This is a genomic window from Limnothrix sp. HT2024 (assembly GCF_059138625.1).
Genome location: NZ_CM181121.1, coordinates 2,090,969 through 2,107,287 on the forward strand (window position 1 = coordinate 2,090,969; position 16,319 = coordinate 2,107,287).

The following is a 16,319-nucleotide window of genomic DNA, read 5'->3' on the forward strand; positions in this document are numbered from 1 at the left end:
AAACAAGCCAGCACCCTTGCTTAATCCAACTCCGAAATCGCTGTTTAAGTAAGTGCATCTCCGCCTTTAACAAGGGCAAGTGAGATATTCTTGGCCAGGTCTTTGAGCCACTTCTCCCCTGATTGCTCATTGAGAGTCTTGAATTCACTGGCAGCCTGGATTTGCGAATCGACAATCTTTTCCAAAATTCCCTTGGCAGAAACTGGAGCAGCCTCGATCGCGCCTGGTTGAGCAGCAGGGTCAACAACCTTCTTCTTGTAAATCACAACCGGCATGGCTTCACCAATTGAGTTAGCCTCAAATGTGATGATTCGCTTGATTTCTGATCCAACCTGGATAGGGGTTCGCATGGCTTTTGGTATTCCTCAAAATCAAACTCAATCCTCATTCAGATTAATGTATTCTCTCATTGAATGTCAAGTCAAATTGAAGTATTAAATGATTTTCTAAAAATCTTTTAAAAGGTCATTTTTTGAAAAATCAAAGACCAAGTTTAACCATCAAAAGATTGCCTTTTCAAGACAGAAATTATTTGAACAATGACTTTAAATGGAGTTATTTTTCTCGAAAATAACTGATTAATGAATAAATTGAAGTAATTAGAAGATGGTGATGTCGAGAAAACTATAGCGAAGAAATTGGTCTGCAATTATCAGTCGATTTAGCCCAACTGAATTATTTTCTACTAGTTAATTGAGCTTATTGCTTCAGTTTATCTCTGATTAACGAAAAGCAGAAATCAAGGGGAGGTTAAAGACTGATTCAAGTATATTAACGCTGCCACATTGTGAATGAGGTCGCGATATTGGTCTCAAGATCCAGTGGAAAACTGTTCTTTCCCAATCTGAATTAGACCACTCCCTCCTGTTTGAGTGTAGGGTTCAAGATGTCCGATTCCTAAGGGATAAACGGAGTGGCTAGGCCTTTCTGGTTCCTGCCAATGCTCATCATCCCGTAGAAATGTTTTGGGACAAAAGAGCAGATAATTCAAAACTTCACGGGAGCAATCATTTCTTTTTCGCAAGTCAGAGAAGAGCTAACTGACCAATTAAGAAAAGGTTCAGCACAGATCGCCCTTGTTAGCACTGATTACGCTTGCCAGAATTGGGAATGGATGTGCGAATTAGTCAACACCATGCCATGGCCAACTCAGGTAGGAAAATGACGTTGCTCCCATGAATTCATGATTTGCTTAAGCAGCAATCGTTGCTAATTCGTCCTTGAGTTTAAAGAACTCCGTCGTGGCCTCATAACCACTCTTCACCAGCCGCAGCTTGTCCTCGTGGCTCATGTTGAAATCAGTGGGCGAGAGCTTCAAGGTGTCAATGGTGATCGTCCGCGCCTTGTTTCTGGCGCTAATCCGAATGGAGGACGTAGCCTCAAATAGGCTTTCAAAATACTCCTTCAGATCAAAGCCTTTCTCTAGACCAGAGGGGCTGAAACCGGTTCTTAAGCTCACGCCCAAGGTTTCTTCGTTGTAGCCCTCTTCGCTGGTGAAGGGCGCATAATCGAAAGTCCACAGGGGGTAGGGCAAGATCAAGCCACCATCAACATAGTAGTGATTGTCGGGAATGCCGCCGGGGAATCGCCAAGCTTGGAAGAAGAAAGGAATGGACATGGAAGCGCGCACTGCGCCTGCAATTGGCGCGTCAGGAGTCGCACGGCAGGAAAACTCCCGCAATCCTCGAGCGGTTAAGTCTGTCCCGAAGACATAAAGATCTGCAAATCCAGCATCTAAGAGATCTTCAAAGGTGGCATTCTTCGTTAGTTTGCGCGCGATGATGTCTTGGATCCACTGATAGAAAACATCCCCGGCATAATAACCATAATTCTGGACGAGGTTAATCGGGCTGGTGGGATCGGTGAACTCCCCCATGTTCAGGTTCATCATGATGTCTTCGATCTCTGCTGCTGAAAACCTCAGAGCAATTAAGGTTCCCATGATGGCTCCCGCAGAAGACCCAGCAACGCGCTCAAATTTGGAGAGGAGGCCGCGCTCGTTCAGGGATTGCACAACCCCTACATAGGCTGTTCCTAACACGCCTCCTGCTTGCAGTGCCAGGTTTTTGTAGTTACCGCTGCTCATGAATCAAACTCCTTGTAGGTAAAACTTGTGACTGGAATGGGTTGACCTGTGAAACTCGTTCCGAAAAGCTCTGGGGCGAGGCAATGAGCGGCATAGAAACGTAGACTCAGGGCTTTTGAACTATTCGGCCCTTTGCTTGGATCACTAGCCTTGGCTCTCGGGAATGCTACAGAGCAAATGGCAGCAGGCTCTTAGATTCAGGAGTGCGCCGAACAATGACAAAAACGGGGGTTGTTGCTTGGGTGATTTGCCCCTGTTCCCGCATGGCAAAGAGGGTTTGGGTGACTCCGTCGTAAATCGCGCCATCTCCTCTGGTCAGCAACTCTTCAAAGCAACCATCGGGCGTTGCTTCATCGGATTCCAGTTCAACAATGATGGGGAAGGAACCAGGGCTGGGGATGGTGTCGGTTGCGGCGGCGGCTTCGGCGGCGGCGGCTTCGGCTTCTTGAACCTCAGCGGGCAGCGGGATGTTGGGGAGAATTTCTGGGAGTTCCAGTGCAGCACTCTTCCAAATGGGGGAGCCTTGCAAGGTGCCATGGTTAGCAGCGGTGCTCTTGTCGTGGATGACATCTCCGCTGCCTTCGTTCAAAGGCCAATAGCCCAACAGATTCTCTTCGGATCCGAGCAGTCGATAGGACTTGTAGGCTTGAATTTGCTCTTGAGTGCGCGCAGTGCCCCAGAACCGAACTTCGGTCAAATCGCCTTGGAAATATTCGCCATGGCCCTCTGCTTTGCGGCCAATTTCGAGGGGGCCTTGACTGATGGAGGCGGGGGTGTCGCCCAGGATGGTTTGAACTAGCTCTCCATCGAGGTAGAAAAACACATCGTTGTCAGCGTTGAAGACAATGGCGACGTGATACCAAGATCCCGCCTCGATCGAAACAGAGGCTGAATAGTCAACAATCCAATATTCCGTAAAAAGTAGCGCTTCGTTGATGAGGCCAAAGCCAAAGCCTGGAAATTTAGAAAATAAGCGTAGGTAGCCACCAATTTGCCCAGCATTCAGCCAAGCTTCAAAGGTGAAGTTATTAACGGGGGAGAGGGACTCTTGATGGGGAATTCGGATGTAATTCGACTGGCCATCAAAATGAAGTACTGAAGTCATGGTGATTAGAACCTTGGATGATTGGTGTCATTTCCAAACCAAACTATTGAATAAAAACAGACGTGCTTATTAATACTGGAGTATCAAATACTGAAGTATCAACATCAGCCTGAATTTAATTCACAAAACAACCATCTCTCGCAAATTCTAGAATATTTCCTGATAACCGAATAGGCATATTCGGCTTTCTTAATATTCTACATGAACCCAATTAACCTCCAGAAAAAATGTCATCAAAGCTAGAGAATTTTGAGTAAGTAGATCCAGAAAATTAGGATCCCGGCCCAAACTTCAATGGCAAGATTTGGGACACTCTTAGCCCAAGCTGAGTATTGATTCGGTGGTAGCCAGCTCACGGCCGTTTCGAGGTGTTGGTGCAGAAAAATCCAAGCCAGAACGATGATCCCAAGCCAGAGTAGTTTTTTGGCTTTGTCAGCGAGCTTTGACGAGGTTTTTTGCTCAGCAACGATTCTCTTACGAACTGCCTTACCACGAAGCTCGATCGTTGTCAGATCGGAAAATTCGGCAACTTTCTCTGTGAGTTGCATCACAATTTCAGTGATGCCGAGTTGCTTAAGCTGAAGCTGACTGCGCTTAACGGCCCCTCGAAAATATCCACCAACGAGACTCATATAATCTGCGTTGGGAATTAGGTAGTTCAAGGATGCATCCATCAATCCCCAGGTGCGGAAAACTCGCAGCAGTTGCCAACTGGAGGAAACGCGGTTTCTGCGCATGACCGATCCAATTTGAACACCGATCGAGCTGATCGATTTCTCATGGTATGAGAGGCTGCGGATGCTCATTTTGGCATCCCACTGGCGATAGCACTGGATCAGTTGCGCTTTGACGTTTTCAATGTCTCCTGTGGGCAGGGAATCGCACAACATCAAGCTGTAATCCAGTGCGCGATCGTAGTCCCGTTCTCCAAGGGCCTGCATACTGCGCCGGTAGTAGCGCAGAAAGTGGGAATCGAGACTGCCGATCGCCCCCAAATCAATGAGGCAAATGTGGCTATCTCGCAACAGCATGACGTTGCCAGGATGCAAGTCCCCATGGAACAGGTTATCTTCCAGCATTTGGCGGAAGAAACTTTCAAAAAGGCGCTTTCCCACCAACTTCGGGTCAATATTGTTGAGGCGAAGAATCTTTTCCAGATATTCGGGATCAGTGCTGGCGGCACGGATATAATCTGACATCAAGATGCCGGGAATATATTCCATGGTCAGGACTTTTTTGGTGCTGTATTCACCAATCACAGCGGGAACATAGATGTTGTGTTCCCTAAGTGTCACCGTCATCCGCTCCAGATTGGATGCTTCGTAGCGATAATCAATTTCCTCCTGAATCATTTGATCAAGCTCTAGGCTGATGTTGTCCCAATCCACATAGCTCTGTAGCTTCAGCTTCTTGATGAGGGAGAGCAAGAAGCGGATGAGTTGTAGATCTTGACCAAACTTTTCTTCGACATCCGGGCGCTGAACCTTAACGGCAACCACACCAGGAAAGGACGGGATTCGGGCCCTGTGGACTTGCGAGATTGACGCAGCCGCAAAGGGCCGCTCTTCAAACTCAACGAATATCCTTTCCAGAGGGAGACCTAATTCCTCTTGGATAATTTGCCGAACATAGTCCAGGGAAAACCCATAGGATCGATCCTGAAGCTTGGAGAGTTCTTGACAAATTTCGGCGGGGAAGAGATCCAGACGAAGCGACAGGAGCTGACCCACCTTAATCAGCAATCCCCCCAGCTTTTCGATGGAGAACCGAATATCCCGAGCCAGCTCTGTTTTAAGGTTGGCCGCCCCCATCGCGCTCTTGAGGGAGTACTTGAGGGTTAGCCGAGAAACCTCGTACAACACCAAAACGATTCGGTTCTTCAGGAAGCTTAAGTCATTAACCGGGAGCAGTCTTTGCTCTGGCGGCAATTCCAGTGGGATCGGGATCAGATCGGGCTGAATCATTAAATTTGTGCTGATGCTTACACGGGACGATCGGACACTTGCGAAATCTGTCCCCAAAACTTCAGCTCAAGCTTCAGCTCAGCGGCCTTTGGGGATGATTGCACATCAGTTCTTCACTAGTCGTCGGAGGATGCAACAACAACAAATACGGGGATGACGCTTTCGGGCAAAATTCCTTGGGCTTTCAGTTGTTCTAGGGCAACGGACACGTTGTCACAAATGAGACCTTTGCCGGAGTTCACCAATTCTTCGATGTCAGAGTTTGCCTGTGGCTCCATTTCAATAACAATCGGAAATTTCGAGGACTTTGTGCTATTTCCCATGACTGTCACTGTTTACGTTGCTAACGGTCGGCGACGCTCTGTATTTGCACGCCTGCACTCCCCAGGTAGTGTACTCCAATTTTTTTGGAAAAGTCACCATGAATTATTTTTTTACAAGTTTTTGAAATTCTTTAATTTTATCTTAAACCGTATTCAAATATACAATTTTTCAGTCTTTGCACATTTGATCGTTCTTAGCGTTTGATGAATGTTTTTATACTTGAAAAATCTCGATTTTCCTGTCTTTAGGTATCGTTAAGCACATAAAAACAATATGAATGCAAAGCAATCAAATATTTCAGCAACCTATGATTGCCGCAAGCTTTCCTAATTAGTTTCATTAAACCCAAGAGACAGCCAACCGCCGTCGATCGATTGGGACAAGGCTTTCCAGATGAAGGTTACGGAATAGGCTTCAGAATTGAGGAATAGACAAAAATACAAAGATAATCTTTCGGCTGATTTCCGCTCTCTAATGAACGCGAAAGATGGGCGTTCTCTGAGTCAATTGGTGACGTGGTGACAGATCACAGGCGATCGGGGGGTGACGAAGCGGAGGCGGAGAGCGGCGGAGAGTAAGCCAGGTATGAATCGGCGGGTTAAAGCTCCGATTTTGGGGAGTACGGGTTTCTACTGATGCGAAAGGATTTGAAGGAGGTGGAGGCAATTAAAAAGGTGAGGTGGCGAATCTGATGACAGACTCACCACCTCACGGGATTGGAAGGTTTGGAACAGGACTGAAACGAGTGTTTTGCTGTGCTGTGCTCAACGCCTTACGGCATCAGAGGTTTGATCACTGGGCGGCTGATTTGCCCGACGAGGGGCTGGACACGTCGTGCTCAACGCCTTACGGCATCAGAGGTTTGATCACCGCTGTTGAGCCTGGAGCAATTGCCAGTCACGGTGACCGTGCTCAACGCCTTACGGCATCAGAGGTTTGATCACATTCAACAGGTCGGTTGCACAAGCCCGAATAAATTCGTGCTCAACGCCTTACGGCATCAGAGGTTTGATCACTGACTAGGGCGATCGCATTTGAGATCGCGCCGTAAACGGTGCTCAACGCCTTACGGCATCAGAGGTTTGATCACATCACCACGCCCGCCGCCTGCAACAGCGGAATCACGCCCTGGTGCTCAACGCCTTACGGCATCAGAGGTTTGATCACCCTTGCGCGATCCAATTGCCCCCGTTGGCAACAAAGTGCTCAACGCCTTACGGCATCAGAGGTTTGATCACGTGTAGTTGGTGGTGCTGGACAGCCAACCGTTTTAACCGTGCTCAACGCCTTACGGCATCAGAGGTTTGATCACTTGTGGTTTCGGAAAGCCCCTACGACGGGCCCGCGTGCTCAACGCCTTACGGCATCAGAGGTTTGATCACATGGGGATTGTTGGGATTGTTGGGACGGTTACGCGTGCTCAACGCCTTACGGCATCAGAGGTTTGATCACTTGACATCGAGAAATTAAACAAGTTCTACCTGGATGTGCTCAACGCCTTACGGCATCAGAGGTTTGATCACTTTAGATGCACGGCGGGGATTTGCTGCCTCCATTGTGCTCAACGCCTTACGGCATCAGAGGTTTGATCACTAATAGGATGTCCTGATCTTCCTGACTGAATCCCTTAAGTGCTCAACGCCTTACGGCATCAGAGGTTTGATCACCGGCCCGCAACAACGTTGCTCGGATCTGCTCTGCGTTGTGCTCAACGCCTTACGGCATCAGAGGTTTGATCACCCCGCCGCCTGAAACCCTTACGGGACAAGCGCCGAAATGGAACCTTACAAGCATCTTAGCCGATCGCCCCGCATCTGCCAAAAAATCACCCCCGATCAACCGTTTGCCGATCGCCCAACCCTTGCCCCATCTCCCTTTCAGCCACTTACAAGCATCTCCAAATCCCCCAAAAATCACCAAACCAAGCCCCCATCAGCCTTTTCGCCCTTGCAGACCCTCGCCCCGCCGCCCCCGCCCCAGGTGCTTGTTTTTGGGCAACGCCCCCACCCGATCGCCACCCATCCCCAAAAGGCGATCGCCCCATTGGCCCCAAACAATCCAGAGCACCCAGGCGAATTAGGCGCTATGGAATTCGTTACAATGCGGTTGGCTTCCTTTCCCCGTTTGCCCTACCGTTCCGCTCCTATGACCGACGTTCCCGTTTCGCGCATCCGTAACTTCTCGATCGTGGCGCACATTGACCACGGTAAATCGACCCTGGCCGATCGCCTGCTGCAAGATACGGGCACAGTGGCCGCGCGCGACATGAAAGAACAGTTCCTCGACAACATGGAACTAGAACGGGAACGGGGAATCACCATCAAATTGCAAGCGGCGCGGATGAACTACCGGGCCAAAGACGGCAACGACTACGTGATCAACCTGATCGATACACCCGGTCACGTGGACTTTTCCTATGAAGTGTCCCGCAGCTTGGCCGCTTGCGAAGGGGCCCTGCTGGTGGTGGATGCGTCCCAAGGGGTGGAAGCCCAAACCTTGGCCAACGTTTATTTGGCCTTGGAAAATAATTTGGAAATTGTGCCGGTCTTGAACAAGATCGACCTGCCCGGCGCAGAACCCGATCGGGTGGCCGGCGAAATTGAAGACACGATCGGCCTCGATTGCAGCGATGCGATTCACGCTTCAGCCAAGGAAGGGATCGGCATCCGCGAGATTTTGGAAGCGATCGTCCAAAAAGTGCCCCCGCCAGCGGACACCGTAGACAAACCCCTGCGGGCGTTGATTTTTGATAGCTATTACGACAGCTATCGGGGTGTGATTGTGTATTTCCGCGTCATGGATGGCCGGGTGAAAAAAGGCGACAAAGTGCGCCTGATGGCCTCCGGGAAAGAGTACGAAATTGATGAATTGGGCGTGTTGGCTCCCAATCAATGCCCGATCGGTGAGCTGCACGCGGGCGAAGTGGGCTACTTGGCCGCTTCGATTAAGGCCGTGGGCGATGCGCGGGTCGGCGACACGATCACCCTGGTCAGCAAACCGGCGACGGAACCTTGGCCCGGCTACACGGAAGCCAAGCCGATGGTGTTTTGTGGGCTGTTTCCGACGGATTCCGACCAGTTTGGGGAACTGCGAGAAGCGCTCGATCGCCTGCGTTTGAACGATGCGGCCCTCAGCTACGAGCCAGAAACCTCCAGCGCCATGGGGTTTGGCTTCCGCTGTGGCTTCCTGGGGCTGCTGCACATGGAAATTGTGCAAGAGCGGCTGGAGCGGGAATATAACCTGGACTTGATCGCCACCGCGCCTTCGGTGGTTTACCGCGTCACCAAGATTGATGGTGAGGTGGTGATGATTGACAATCCCAGCGAGTTGCCGGAGCCGCAATATCGCGAAACCATCGAAGAACCCTACGTAAAGGTGGAGATGATCACGCCCGAAAGCTTTGTCGGGACGTTGATGGAGCTATCGCAAACGCGGCGCGGGGTGTTTGTGGATATGCGCTACCTGACCCAGGGCCGGACAACGTTGATCTATGAAATTCCGCTGGCGGAGGTAGTAACAGACTTTTTTGATCAAATGAAGTCCCGATCGCGCGGTTATGCCAGCATGGAATATTCGCTGATTGGCTACCGGGAAAATCCGCTGGTGCGGCTGGATGTGCTGATTAATGGCGATCGGGTGGATTCCCTCTCCGCGATCGTCCACCGGGATAAGGCCTACTACGTGGGCCGGGCCCTGGTGGAAAAGCTGAAGGAGCTGATCCCGCGCCATCAGTTCAAAGTGCCGATTCAAGCTACGATCGGCTCACGGGTCGTGGCCAGTGAAGCGATCCCTGCCCTGCGCAAGGATGTGTTGGCCAAGTGCTATGGCGGTGATATTTCCCGGAAGAAGAAATTGCTGAAGAAGCAAGCGGAAGGGAAAAAGCGGATGAAGGCGATCGGCACGGTGGATGTGCCCCAGTCGGCGTTCATGGCCGTGTTAAAAATCGATCGGGAATAGGGCGATCGACCCGGGGCCCATGGGAGCCAACCCCTTGCAAGATGGTTCAAAGCTTGAGAATTTAGGGTGCATTCCGGCGTAACTTTCGGATCAGTGGGGGTTAAGGGCTGTTTTCGGGGACTTTTGAAGGGCGATCGGGACTCACCATCTCCCTGCGCCCGGTGAACCTCCCACAGTCGCATCCGGAGTTCGTTCCGCAAAGGGCGTAAGGAACATTGAGTCCTTACTGGGTAACGGAACAAAGCCGATCGAGGCCGAGTGGGAAGGAAGCCAGTCAGCGGCGCTCCGAACTACAATAGGTCATCAAAATTCGCCAAGGGCCTGATCGGTGGTCTGAGTCCTACTCCATCCGGCATCAGTCCCTGGGTAACCTGTTCTGAAAATTCGCAGTCGCCAATGCCCTAAACCCTTACCATTCGTTGGCTGAAGCGATCGACCAGTTGTTCGTTGCCCTTTGGCATTTCAACTCCCCATCATCCCGCGCTAGGGCGCTATGGCCGGCTCTTTGCTCCCACAATGGATGCTTCTTCACTCCCAACGGCAACTTGGCCCGCAGTTTCTCCAGCACCACAGCCTGGGTTGCAACCCGATCGGGGCTGGGGGGCAAGCCCCATGATGACCAAGCCCACAGTTCTGGTCATTGACGACGAAGCCGATATTCTCGATTTGCTCTACCGAACACTGCATCGAGAGTTCCAGGTTTTGCGGGCCAACAATGGCCCAGAAGCCCTGGACATCTTAGCCAAAGATCCCAACGTGGCCGTCATCATCTCGGATCAGCGAATGCCGCTGATGAGTGGGACGGAATTTTTGAGTTTGACGGCCGAGCAATATCCGGACGTGATGCGGATTATTGTCACCGGCTACACGGATGTGGATGACCTGGTGGAGGCCATCAACTCCGGCAAGGTGTTCAAGTACGTCACGAAGCCTTGGGACGACGAGGATTTGAAAGCCTCGGTGCGCAAGGCGGTGGAAACCCACAATGTGTTGCGATCGCGCACCTGGGAGTTGCGCCAGGCCCTGCGGCGGGAGTCGTTGCTGAACGAGGTCTCCACCACGGTGCGCAGTGTCCTGGACTCGCGCACAATGCTGCAAACGATCGTGGAGGCGGTGGGCCAGGCCTTGCAGTCAAACTGCTGTTTGTTGCGGCCCGTGGAAGATGGCCACCTGACCCATGAACAGTTTGTCCATTGGTCGAGCGATCCCACGGTGGTGACTCAGCAGTCGATCGAAACGATTTTTGAAAGTTTGCGGGAAACGGTTTGGCTGGTGGAGTCGGCCACGTCGGTGGACGATGCGGCCACGGATCAGCGGCTGCAAACTTCGGAACCGGTTTGGCAAGGGCGGCAATCGGCCTTTGAGCGGTTGGGCATTCGATCGAGCGCGATCGTGCCCATGGTCTATCGCGGGGAAGCCCTGGCCGTGATGGCCCTCCATCGCTGCGAAACGGTGCAGCCCTGGAGCGAGGAAGATCTGCAGTTGGCCGTGGCCGTGGCGGATCAGGCGGCTTTGGCCCTGGCCCAGGCGCGGGCCTACGATCGGGTGCGGGCCCTGGCCGATCGCGAAGCCCTGGTGAACGCGATCGCCACGGCCATTCGATCAAGCCTGGAACCGAAAACCATCTTTGCCACCATCACCCAGCAGCTACGCCAGGCCCTGAAATCCGACGGTTGCGCCCTCTCCCTTTGGACCAAGGACGATGAGTATGTGCAGTGTGTGGGGTTTGATGAGGCCTCGCCCTTGGGCGGCGATCATCACGATTGGTCCTGGAGTCCCCAGCAGGTGGATCCGGTGGCGGCGGCCCGGCAACATGAACCCCTGCCCCGCTCGATCGCCCCGATCGTCAGCAACCCCGTTCTGCAACAACTGATCGACACCCAACAGCCGATCGCCCTTGATGATCTGCACGAAAGCAGCCTCTCCGCCAGCTTGCCCCTGAAACAGCAGGCCCGGGCCCTGTTGGTGGTTCCCCTGCTCTCAGAAGGGAACATCATCGGCAGCATTTCCCTGCGCCAGGCCAGCCCCCGCCCCTGGAAACGGACGGAAATCAAGCTGGTGCAGGCGGTGGCCGTCCAAGCGGCGATCGCGGTGCAACAGTCGCGCCTATACCAAACCACTCGCCAACAGGCGGAACAACTGCTGGCGCTCGATCGGCAAAAGACCGAATTTTTCCAAAACATCTCCCACGAGTTCCGCACGCCCCTGACCCTGATGATTGGGCCCCTGGAAGCGGCGGTGAATCAAAAACAAGGCTTGCCCTACGAGCAGGCCGATGTGGCCCTACGGAACTCGCGGCGGCTGTTGCGGTTGGTGAATCAACTGCTGGACTTGCAGCGGGTGGATGCGGGCCGAATGCAGCCCACCTTCCGCCCCTGCGATTTGGCGGAGTTTGCCCGCTACATTTTGGAATCCTTCCGCCCCTACTGCGATCGCAAGGGGATCGCCCTGGTGGCCAACCTCACCCCCTGCCCCGATACCTATTTGGACAGCGAGCGCTTCGATAAGGTGCTCTATAACCTGCTCTCCAATGCCATGAAGTTCACGCCGCGCGGCGGAACGATTACGGTCACGGTGGAAGCCACGGGGCAGCATTATCTGCTGCAAGTGAGCGACACGGGAATCGGGATTCGGGCCGACCAAATTCCCCACCTCTTTGAACGGTTCCGCCAGGCCGAAGGTTCCGTGAGTCGGGGTTACGAGGGCACGGGTCTGGGCCTGGCCCTGGTGAAGGAGTTGGTGGAACTCCATGGCGGGCGGGTGACGGTGGAGTCGGACTATGGCCAGGGGGCAACGTTCTCCGTTTGGTTAGACCGGGGTTCCACCCACTTGCCGCCCGATCGGACGATCGAGCAACCGGTGGCGATCGAAGGCAGCCGCGCCGCGATCGAGCTGGCAGACCTGGCCGCCGAATTGCTGGAGCATGATGCCGCCACCCACGCCAACGATCCCTTGCCGGATCCAGAACCGCAGGACTTGGGCGATCGACCGTTGGTGCTGGTGGTGGACGACAACCCCGATCTGCGGAGCTATGTCAGCAGCATTTTGCGCCGGAATCAATACGGGGTGATTGTGGCCCGCAACGGAGCCGAAGGGATCGCCGCCGCCGAACAATACCAGCCCCATCTGATCCTGACCGATCTGATGATGCCGGGGGTTTCCGGGTTAGACCTAATTCGGCAAGTCCGCCAAGACAAAGCCCTCCAAGGCACGCCCATTATCTTGTTGACGGCCAAAGCCGATGCCGACACCCGGGTTGAAGGGGTGGAAATCGGCGCAGATGCTTATCTGGCCAAGCCCTTTGACGATCGGGAATTGTTGGCGGAAGTCCATAATCTGATCGCCTTGAAGGCCAATGAGCGCAAGGTTTCGGAACTCAACGCCTACCTGACCGAATCGGTGTTGCGGCGCTTTTTGCCGGGATCGTTGGTTACCAAGGCGGCCGCGGGCGAGTTGATGTTGGATCTGCAACCGGAGCCTCGGCTGATTACGGTGCTGTTCAGCGATATTGTGGGCTTCACGCAGCTCTCGAACACGGTGCGATCGCGCAAGGTGGCCGAGCTGCTGAATGAATACCTGTCGGAAATGACCCACATTGCCTTTGCCAACGGCGGCACGATCGACAAGTTCATGGGCGATGCGATTTTGGTGCTGTTCGGTGCGCCCGAGGAAGCCACCCCCAACGAGCAGGTGCAGCGGGCCGTGCGTACCGCGCGCCAAATGTCCGAACGACTGCACCAACTGAATCAGGTTTGGGGCGAGCAGGCCATTCCCCCCGTTCGGTTCCGCTGCGGCATTCATCAGGGCACGGCCGTGGTGGGCATGTTCGGCAGTGCGGAGCGATCGGACTACACGGCCATTGGCCCCTGCGTGAACATCGCTTCCCGAATTCAGCAGGCGGCCCGACCGGGCACGGTTTTGGTGTCGGCGGCCGTGGCGGACTATTTGGATGAAAACGACATCGAAAAAGTGGGGCCCCTGGAACTGAAGGGCGTTGATGAAACGGTGTTGACCTTCTCGGTCAATCTCAACCTGGAAGGCTAGGGCGGGCCCATTCTCAATCCTCAGTCGGGCCGACCCACGGCCGTGAAAGCAGCCCACTGGAACGGGTTGGGGTAGCGATCGCGGGTTTGGATCATGGCTTGGCGCAGGGCCGCCACGGGCGAACGACCCTGCTGAAGGGCTGCGTAAAAATAGCCCATCAGGATCGCGGTGGGTTGATCAGGAATTTTCCAAAGGGTCACCACCACCCGATCAGCTCCCGCCGCCAAGAAAGAACGGGACAACCCCAACACCCCATCACCGGTAATCCGGCCGCGGCCCGTATCACAGGCACTGAGCACCACCAGCTCCGCCGCCAACCGCAATTCCATAATTTCACCGGCACTGAGCAGGCCGTCATCACCGGCAGCCGGTGCAAGGGCGATCGCCCCCGGCATTCCCGAATTACCCAAGTCATCTAATAACCCATGGGTGGCTAGGTGAATTCGACGCGCCTGGGTAATTCGATTCAGAATCTCGCCCTTGGTGGCCTGGGCCCCCAACAGCGGCTTGACCTGAAGCAGTTGGGCCACTTGGCGCGCTTCCGATTCGGCCCCGGGTAAGTTGCTCAGGGGGCTGGGGGCCGCTCCCCAAACGGGGGGCACGGCGGGCATCACCGGATTGCCCACCACCAGGGCCGCGCGATCGATCCCCACCACCACATCGGAAACTAGGGGGCGATCGGGCGGATTTTCCGCAAATTGCAACCGCAACACATCGATCGCGGGGGTGAGAAACAAACTGTGGCGATCGATGAGCATCTGCCCATCGTCCGCTTGCAGGGCGGCAAAGGGCACTAAAAACAGCAGCCCTTGGGGCACGATCGCCACCGGTTCCTGGGGATCCGTGGGCAACAAGTCCGCGATCGGGGCGATCAATTGCCGATGCAACCCGTTCAGTTGACGGCGCAACTCTGCCGCCAACAGTTGCCCTTGGGGCAGGGTTCGCCGCAGCTCTTGAATTTGGGCGGCCAGGGTGGCTTCGGCCGAGGCTCCCGCCACAGACACCGTGCGGAGGGTCACATCTCCTTGGGGATTCACCACCCAAATGTGGAGCGATCGCTGGCCGATCGTGTATTCCACCAAGGTTAAGCGGCGATCGCGCGCTAACTGCTGAATTTGGCTGAGGGTGGGCGGTGGGCTAGCCGCTGGGTTGGGTTGGTTCGCCAAATGGCCCGATCGGGCAGCCAACAGCTCCACAAAGGCCCGGGCCCGGGCCCGTTCCGCCACCTCCAAGGCTTGCCCCGCCTGACCTTGGGCAATCAAGGCCTCTTGCAACAGGCGATAGGTTTGGGCTTGGGTGTCGGCGAGGGCAATTTTGTTGTCATCGCTCAGGCCTGGCCGCACCGATTCCCACCGCTCGATCGCCTGAAACAGATGGTCGATCGCCCGAGGAGCCGCCCCCTGCCCCAAATAAAACTCTCCCAAACGGGTTAACAACCGCCCCTCCTCGGCCCGGGCCCCCGTGGCGCGATGGATGGCCAAGGCGGCCTCGAAATTAGCCCTTGCTTGCTCGCGATCGCCCGCATCATTGGCCAACAGGGCCAACTGTTCCCAAGCCTGGGCCTCACCGGGCCGATCGCCGTGGGTTTGGGCCAACTGTCGCACCTGCTCCAGGGCGTTGCGGGCCTCCGCGCGGCGACCCACCGCCCGCAACGCCTCTCCCAACATCAACTGAGCCTTGGTCATCCCCACTGCTTTGCCGGGATAATCCTCCGGTAGCAGGTTATAAAATTGCACCCCTTGCTGGGCGATAACCACCGCTTGGGCCGCCTTGCCCTGGCGCAACTGCACTTGGGATAACCAAGCCGCTAAATAGCCCTGTTGTTTGGGCAGTTCATACAGCCCCCCATCCAGGGGAATCGCGGCGGTGGCCTGTTCAGCCGCATTGGCGATCGCCCGATCGAGCCAAGCCTCCGCCTGGTGATATTGGCCCAAACGCTCATAGGTTTCCGTCAAACTCGCCATCACCAGCCCGATCGTGGGCCGATCGCCCGTTTCCGCAATCACCCCATGGGCCGCCTGCTGCACCTCCAAAGCCCGGGCAAATTCCCCCAATTGCAAATACACATTGCCCAACTGCACTTGGGTTTTGGCGAGCCGCGAGCGATCGCCCAGTGCCTGATATTGGTCGCGGGCCTGCTGTAGCTGGGCGATCGCCTCGGGCCAATTGCCCTGGTCGATCGCCGCCTGGGCCCGCGCCGTCAACGGGGCCCCCGGATCATCAAACAGACAAATCGTAATCGGCCGAAAGGGGCAGGTATGTTGCCGCAGGGGGTTACCCAACAAAATCAGCGATCGCAACCGCGCCAACCCCGGCTCCTGGGGCAAAGCGGTGATCTGATTGCGGGTCAGATCCAACATTTCCAACTGGTTCAGGTCTTTCAGGGGCGAGAGATCCTGCACCTGGTTAAACCCCAAAATCAATTGGCGCAAGGACGACATCCCCGCCAAGGGTCGCAAATCCCGAATTTGGTTCCCCGGCAGCGACAGGGCCCGCCAATGGTTGAAGGCCGCGATCGGGCTGACATCCTGAATATTTTGGTTGGACAAATCCAACACCGGCAGGGCCGCCAAATTTCGCCAAGCCTGCTCACAATCCTGGGTTTTAGCCACCCGCAACAAAGCTCCCACCGTATGCCGCGCCGCCGGATCCAGTCGATCGCGCTGCCGACACCAATCGGCAAAATTCACTAGCCCTTGGGAAGATCGATAGTCCTGGGCGATCGCCGGTTCGATCGCCATCCCCAGCCCGCAGCCCACCAGCACCGCCAGCAGTCCCCATCTCGCGCGATCGCCCATGGTGTTTTTCCCAACCAGCATTTCCAATCTAGATCGCCTCG

9 protein-coding genes and 1 CRISPR repeat array are annotated in these 16,319 nt (G+C 54.7%); of the genes, 2 read left to right on the plus strand and 7 right to left on the minus strand.

Going from position 1 to position 16,319, the window contains the following annotated elements:
- Positions 1-44: 44 nt before the first annotated feature.
- From AC2IAX_RS08285 to AC2IAX_RS08310, 6 genes are all read right to left on the minus strand, one after another.
- A complete protein-coding gene (locus tag AC2IAX_RS08285) occupies positions 45-350 on the minus strand; it encodes a hypothetical protein (protein WP_099532233.1) in 306 nt (101 codons plus the stop codon).
- 842 nt (positions 351-1,192) lie between these two features.
- Positions 1,193-2,086 (minus strand): patatin-like phospholipase family protein, encoded by an 894-nt coding sequence (locus tag AC2IAX_RS08290; RefSeq protein WP_494390129.1) that lies wholly within the window; start codon positions 2,084-2,086, stop codon positions 1,193-1,195.
- Between the two features lie 166 nt (positions 2,087-2,252).
- On the minus strand, positions 2,253-3,191 hold the full coding sequence (locus AC2IAX_RS08295; RefSeq protein ID WP_494390130.1) for a LamG domain-containing protein: 939 nt from the start codon (positions 3,189-3,191) through the stop codon (positions 2,253-2,255).
- 239 nt (positions 3,192-3,430) lie between these two features.
- Positions 3,431-5,155: an ABC1 kinase family protein gene (locus tag AC2IAX_RS08300; RefSeq protein ID WP_494390131.1), complete on the minus strand. Its 1,725-nt coding sequence runs from the start codon at positions 5,153-5,155 to the stop codon at positions 3,431-3,433.
- A 116-nt stretch (positions 5,156-5,271) separates the two neighbouring features.
- The gene (locus AC2IAX_RS08305; RefSeq protein WP_099532229.1) at positions 5,272-5,478 is read right to left on the minus strand and encodes a DUF6200 domain-containing protein; all 207 of its coding nucleotides are present in this window, start codon (positions 5,476-5,478) and stop codon (positions 5,272-5,274) included.
- Between the two features lie 761 nt (positions 5,479-6,239).
- A CRISPR array of direct repeats spans positions 6,240-7,219; the repeat unit is 36 nt; unit sequence GTGCTCAACGCCTTACGGCATCAGAGGTTTGATCAC.
- A gap of 192 nt (positions 7,220-7,411) precedes the next feature.
- Positions 7,412-7,546 carry a hypothetical protein gene (locus tag AC2IAX_RS08310; RefSeq protein ID WP_494390132.1) on the minus strand — a complete coding sequence of 45 codons (135 nt, stop codon included), beginning with the start codon at positions 7,544-7,546 and terminating at the stop codon, positions 7,412-7,414.
- Positions 7,547-7,624: 78 nt separating this feature from the next.
- Here AC2IAX_RS08310 and lepA point away from each other — a divergent pair, with 78 nt between their 5' ends.
- Together lepA and AC2IAX_RS08320 are read left to right on the plus strand one after the other, a co-directional pair.
- Positions 7,625-9,436, plus strand: a complete 1,812-nt coding sequence (lepA, locus tag AC2IAX_RS08315; RefSeq protein ID WP_494390327.1) for a translation elongation factor 4 — start codon at positions 7,625-7,627, stop codon at positions 9,434-9,436.
- 612 nt (positions 9,437-10,048) lie between these two features.
- Positions 10,049-13,480: a response regulator gene (locus tag AC2IAX_RS08320; RefSeq protein ID WP_494390328.1), complete on the plus strand. Its 3,432-nt coding sequence runs from the start codon at positions 10,049-10,051 to the stop codon at positions 13,478-13,480.
- Positions 13,481-13,500: 20 nt separating this feature from the next.
- On the opposite strand, the gene AC2IAX_RS08325 is transcribed toward AC2IAX_RS08320, so the two are convergent.
- Positions 13,501-16,299 (minus strand): CHAT domain-containing protein, encoded by a 2,799-nt coding sequence (locus AC2IAX_RS08325; protein WP_494390133.1) that lies wholly within the window; start codon positions 16,297-16,299, stop codon positions 13,501-13,503.
- Positions 16,300-16,319 lie beyond the last annotated feature (20 nt).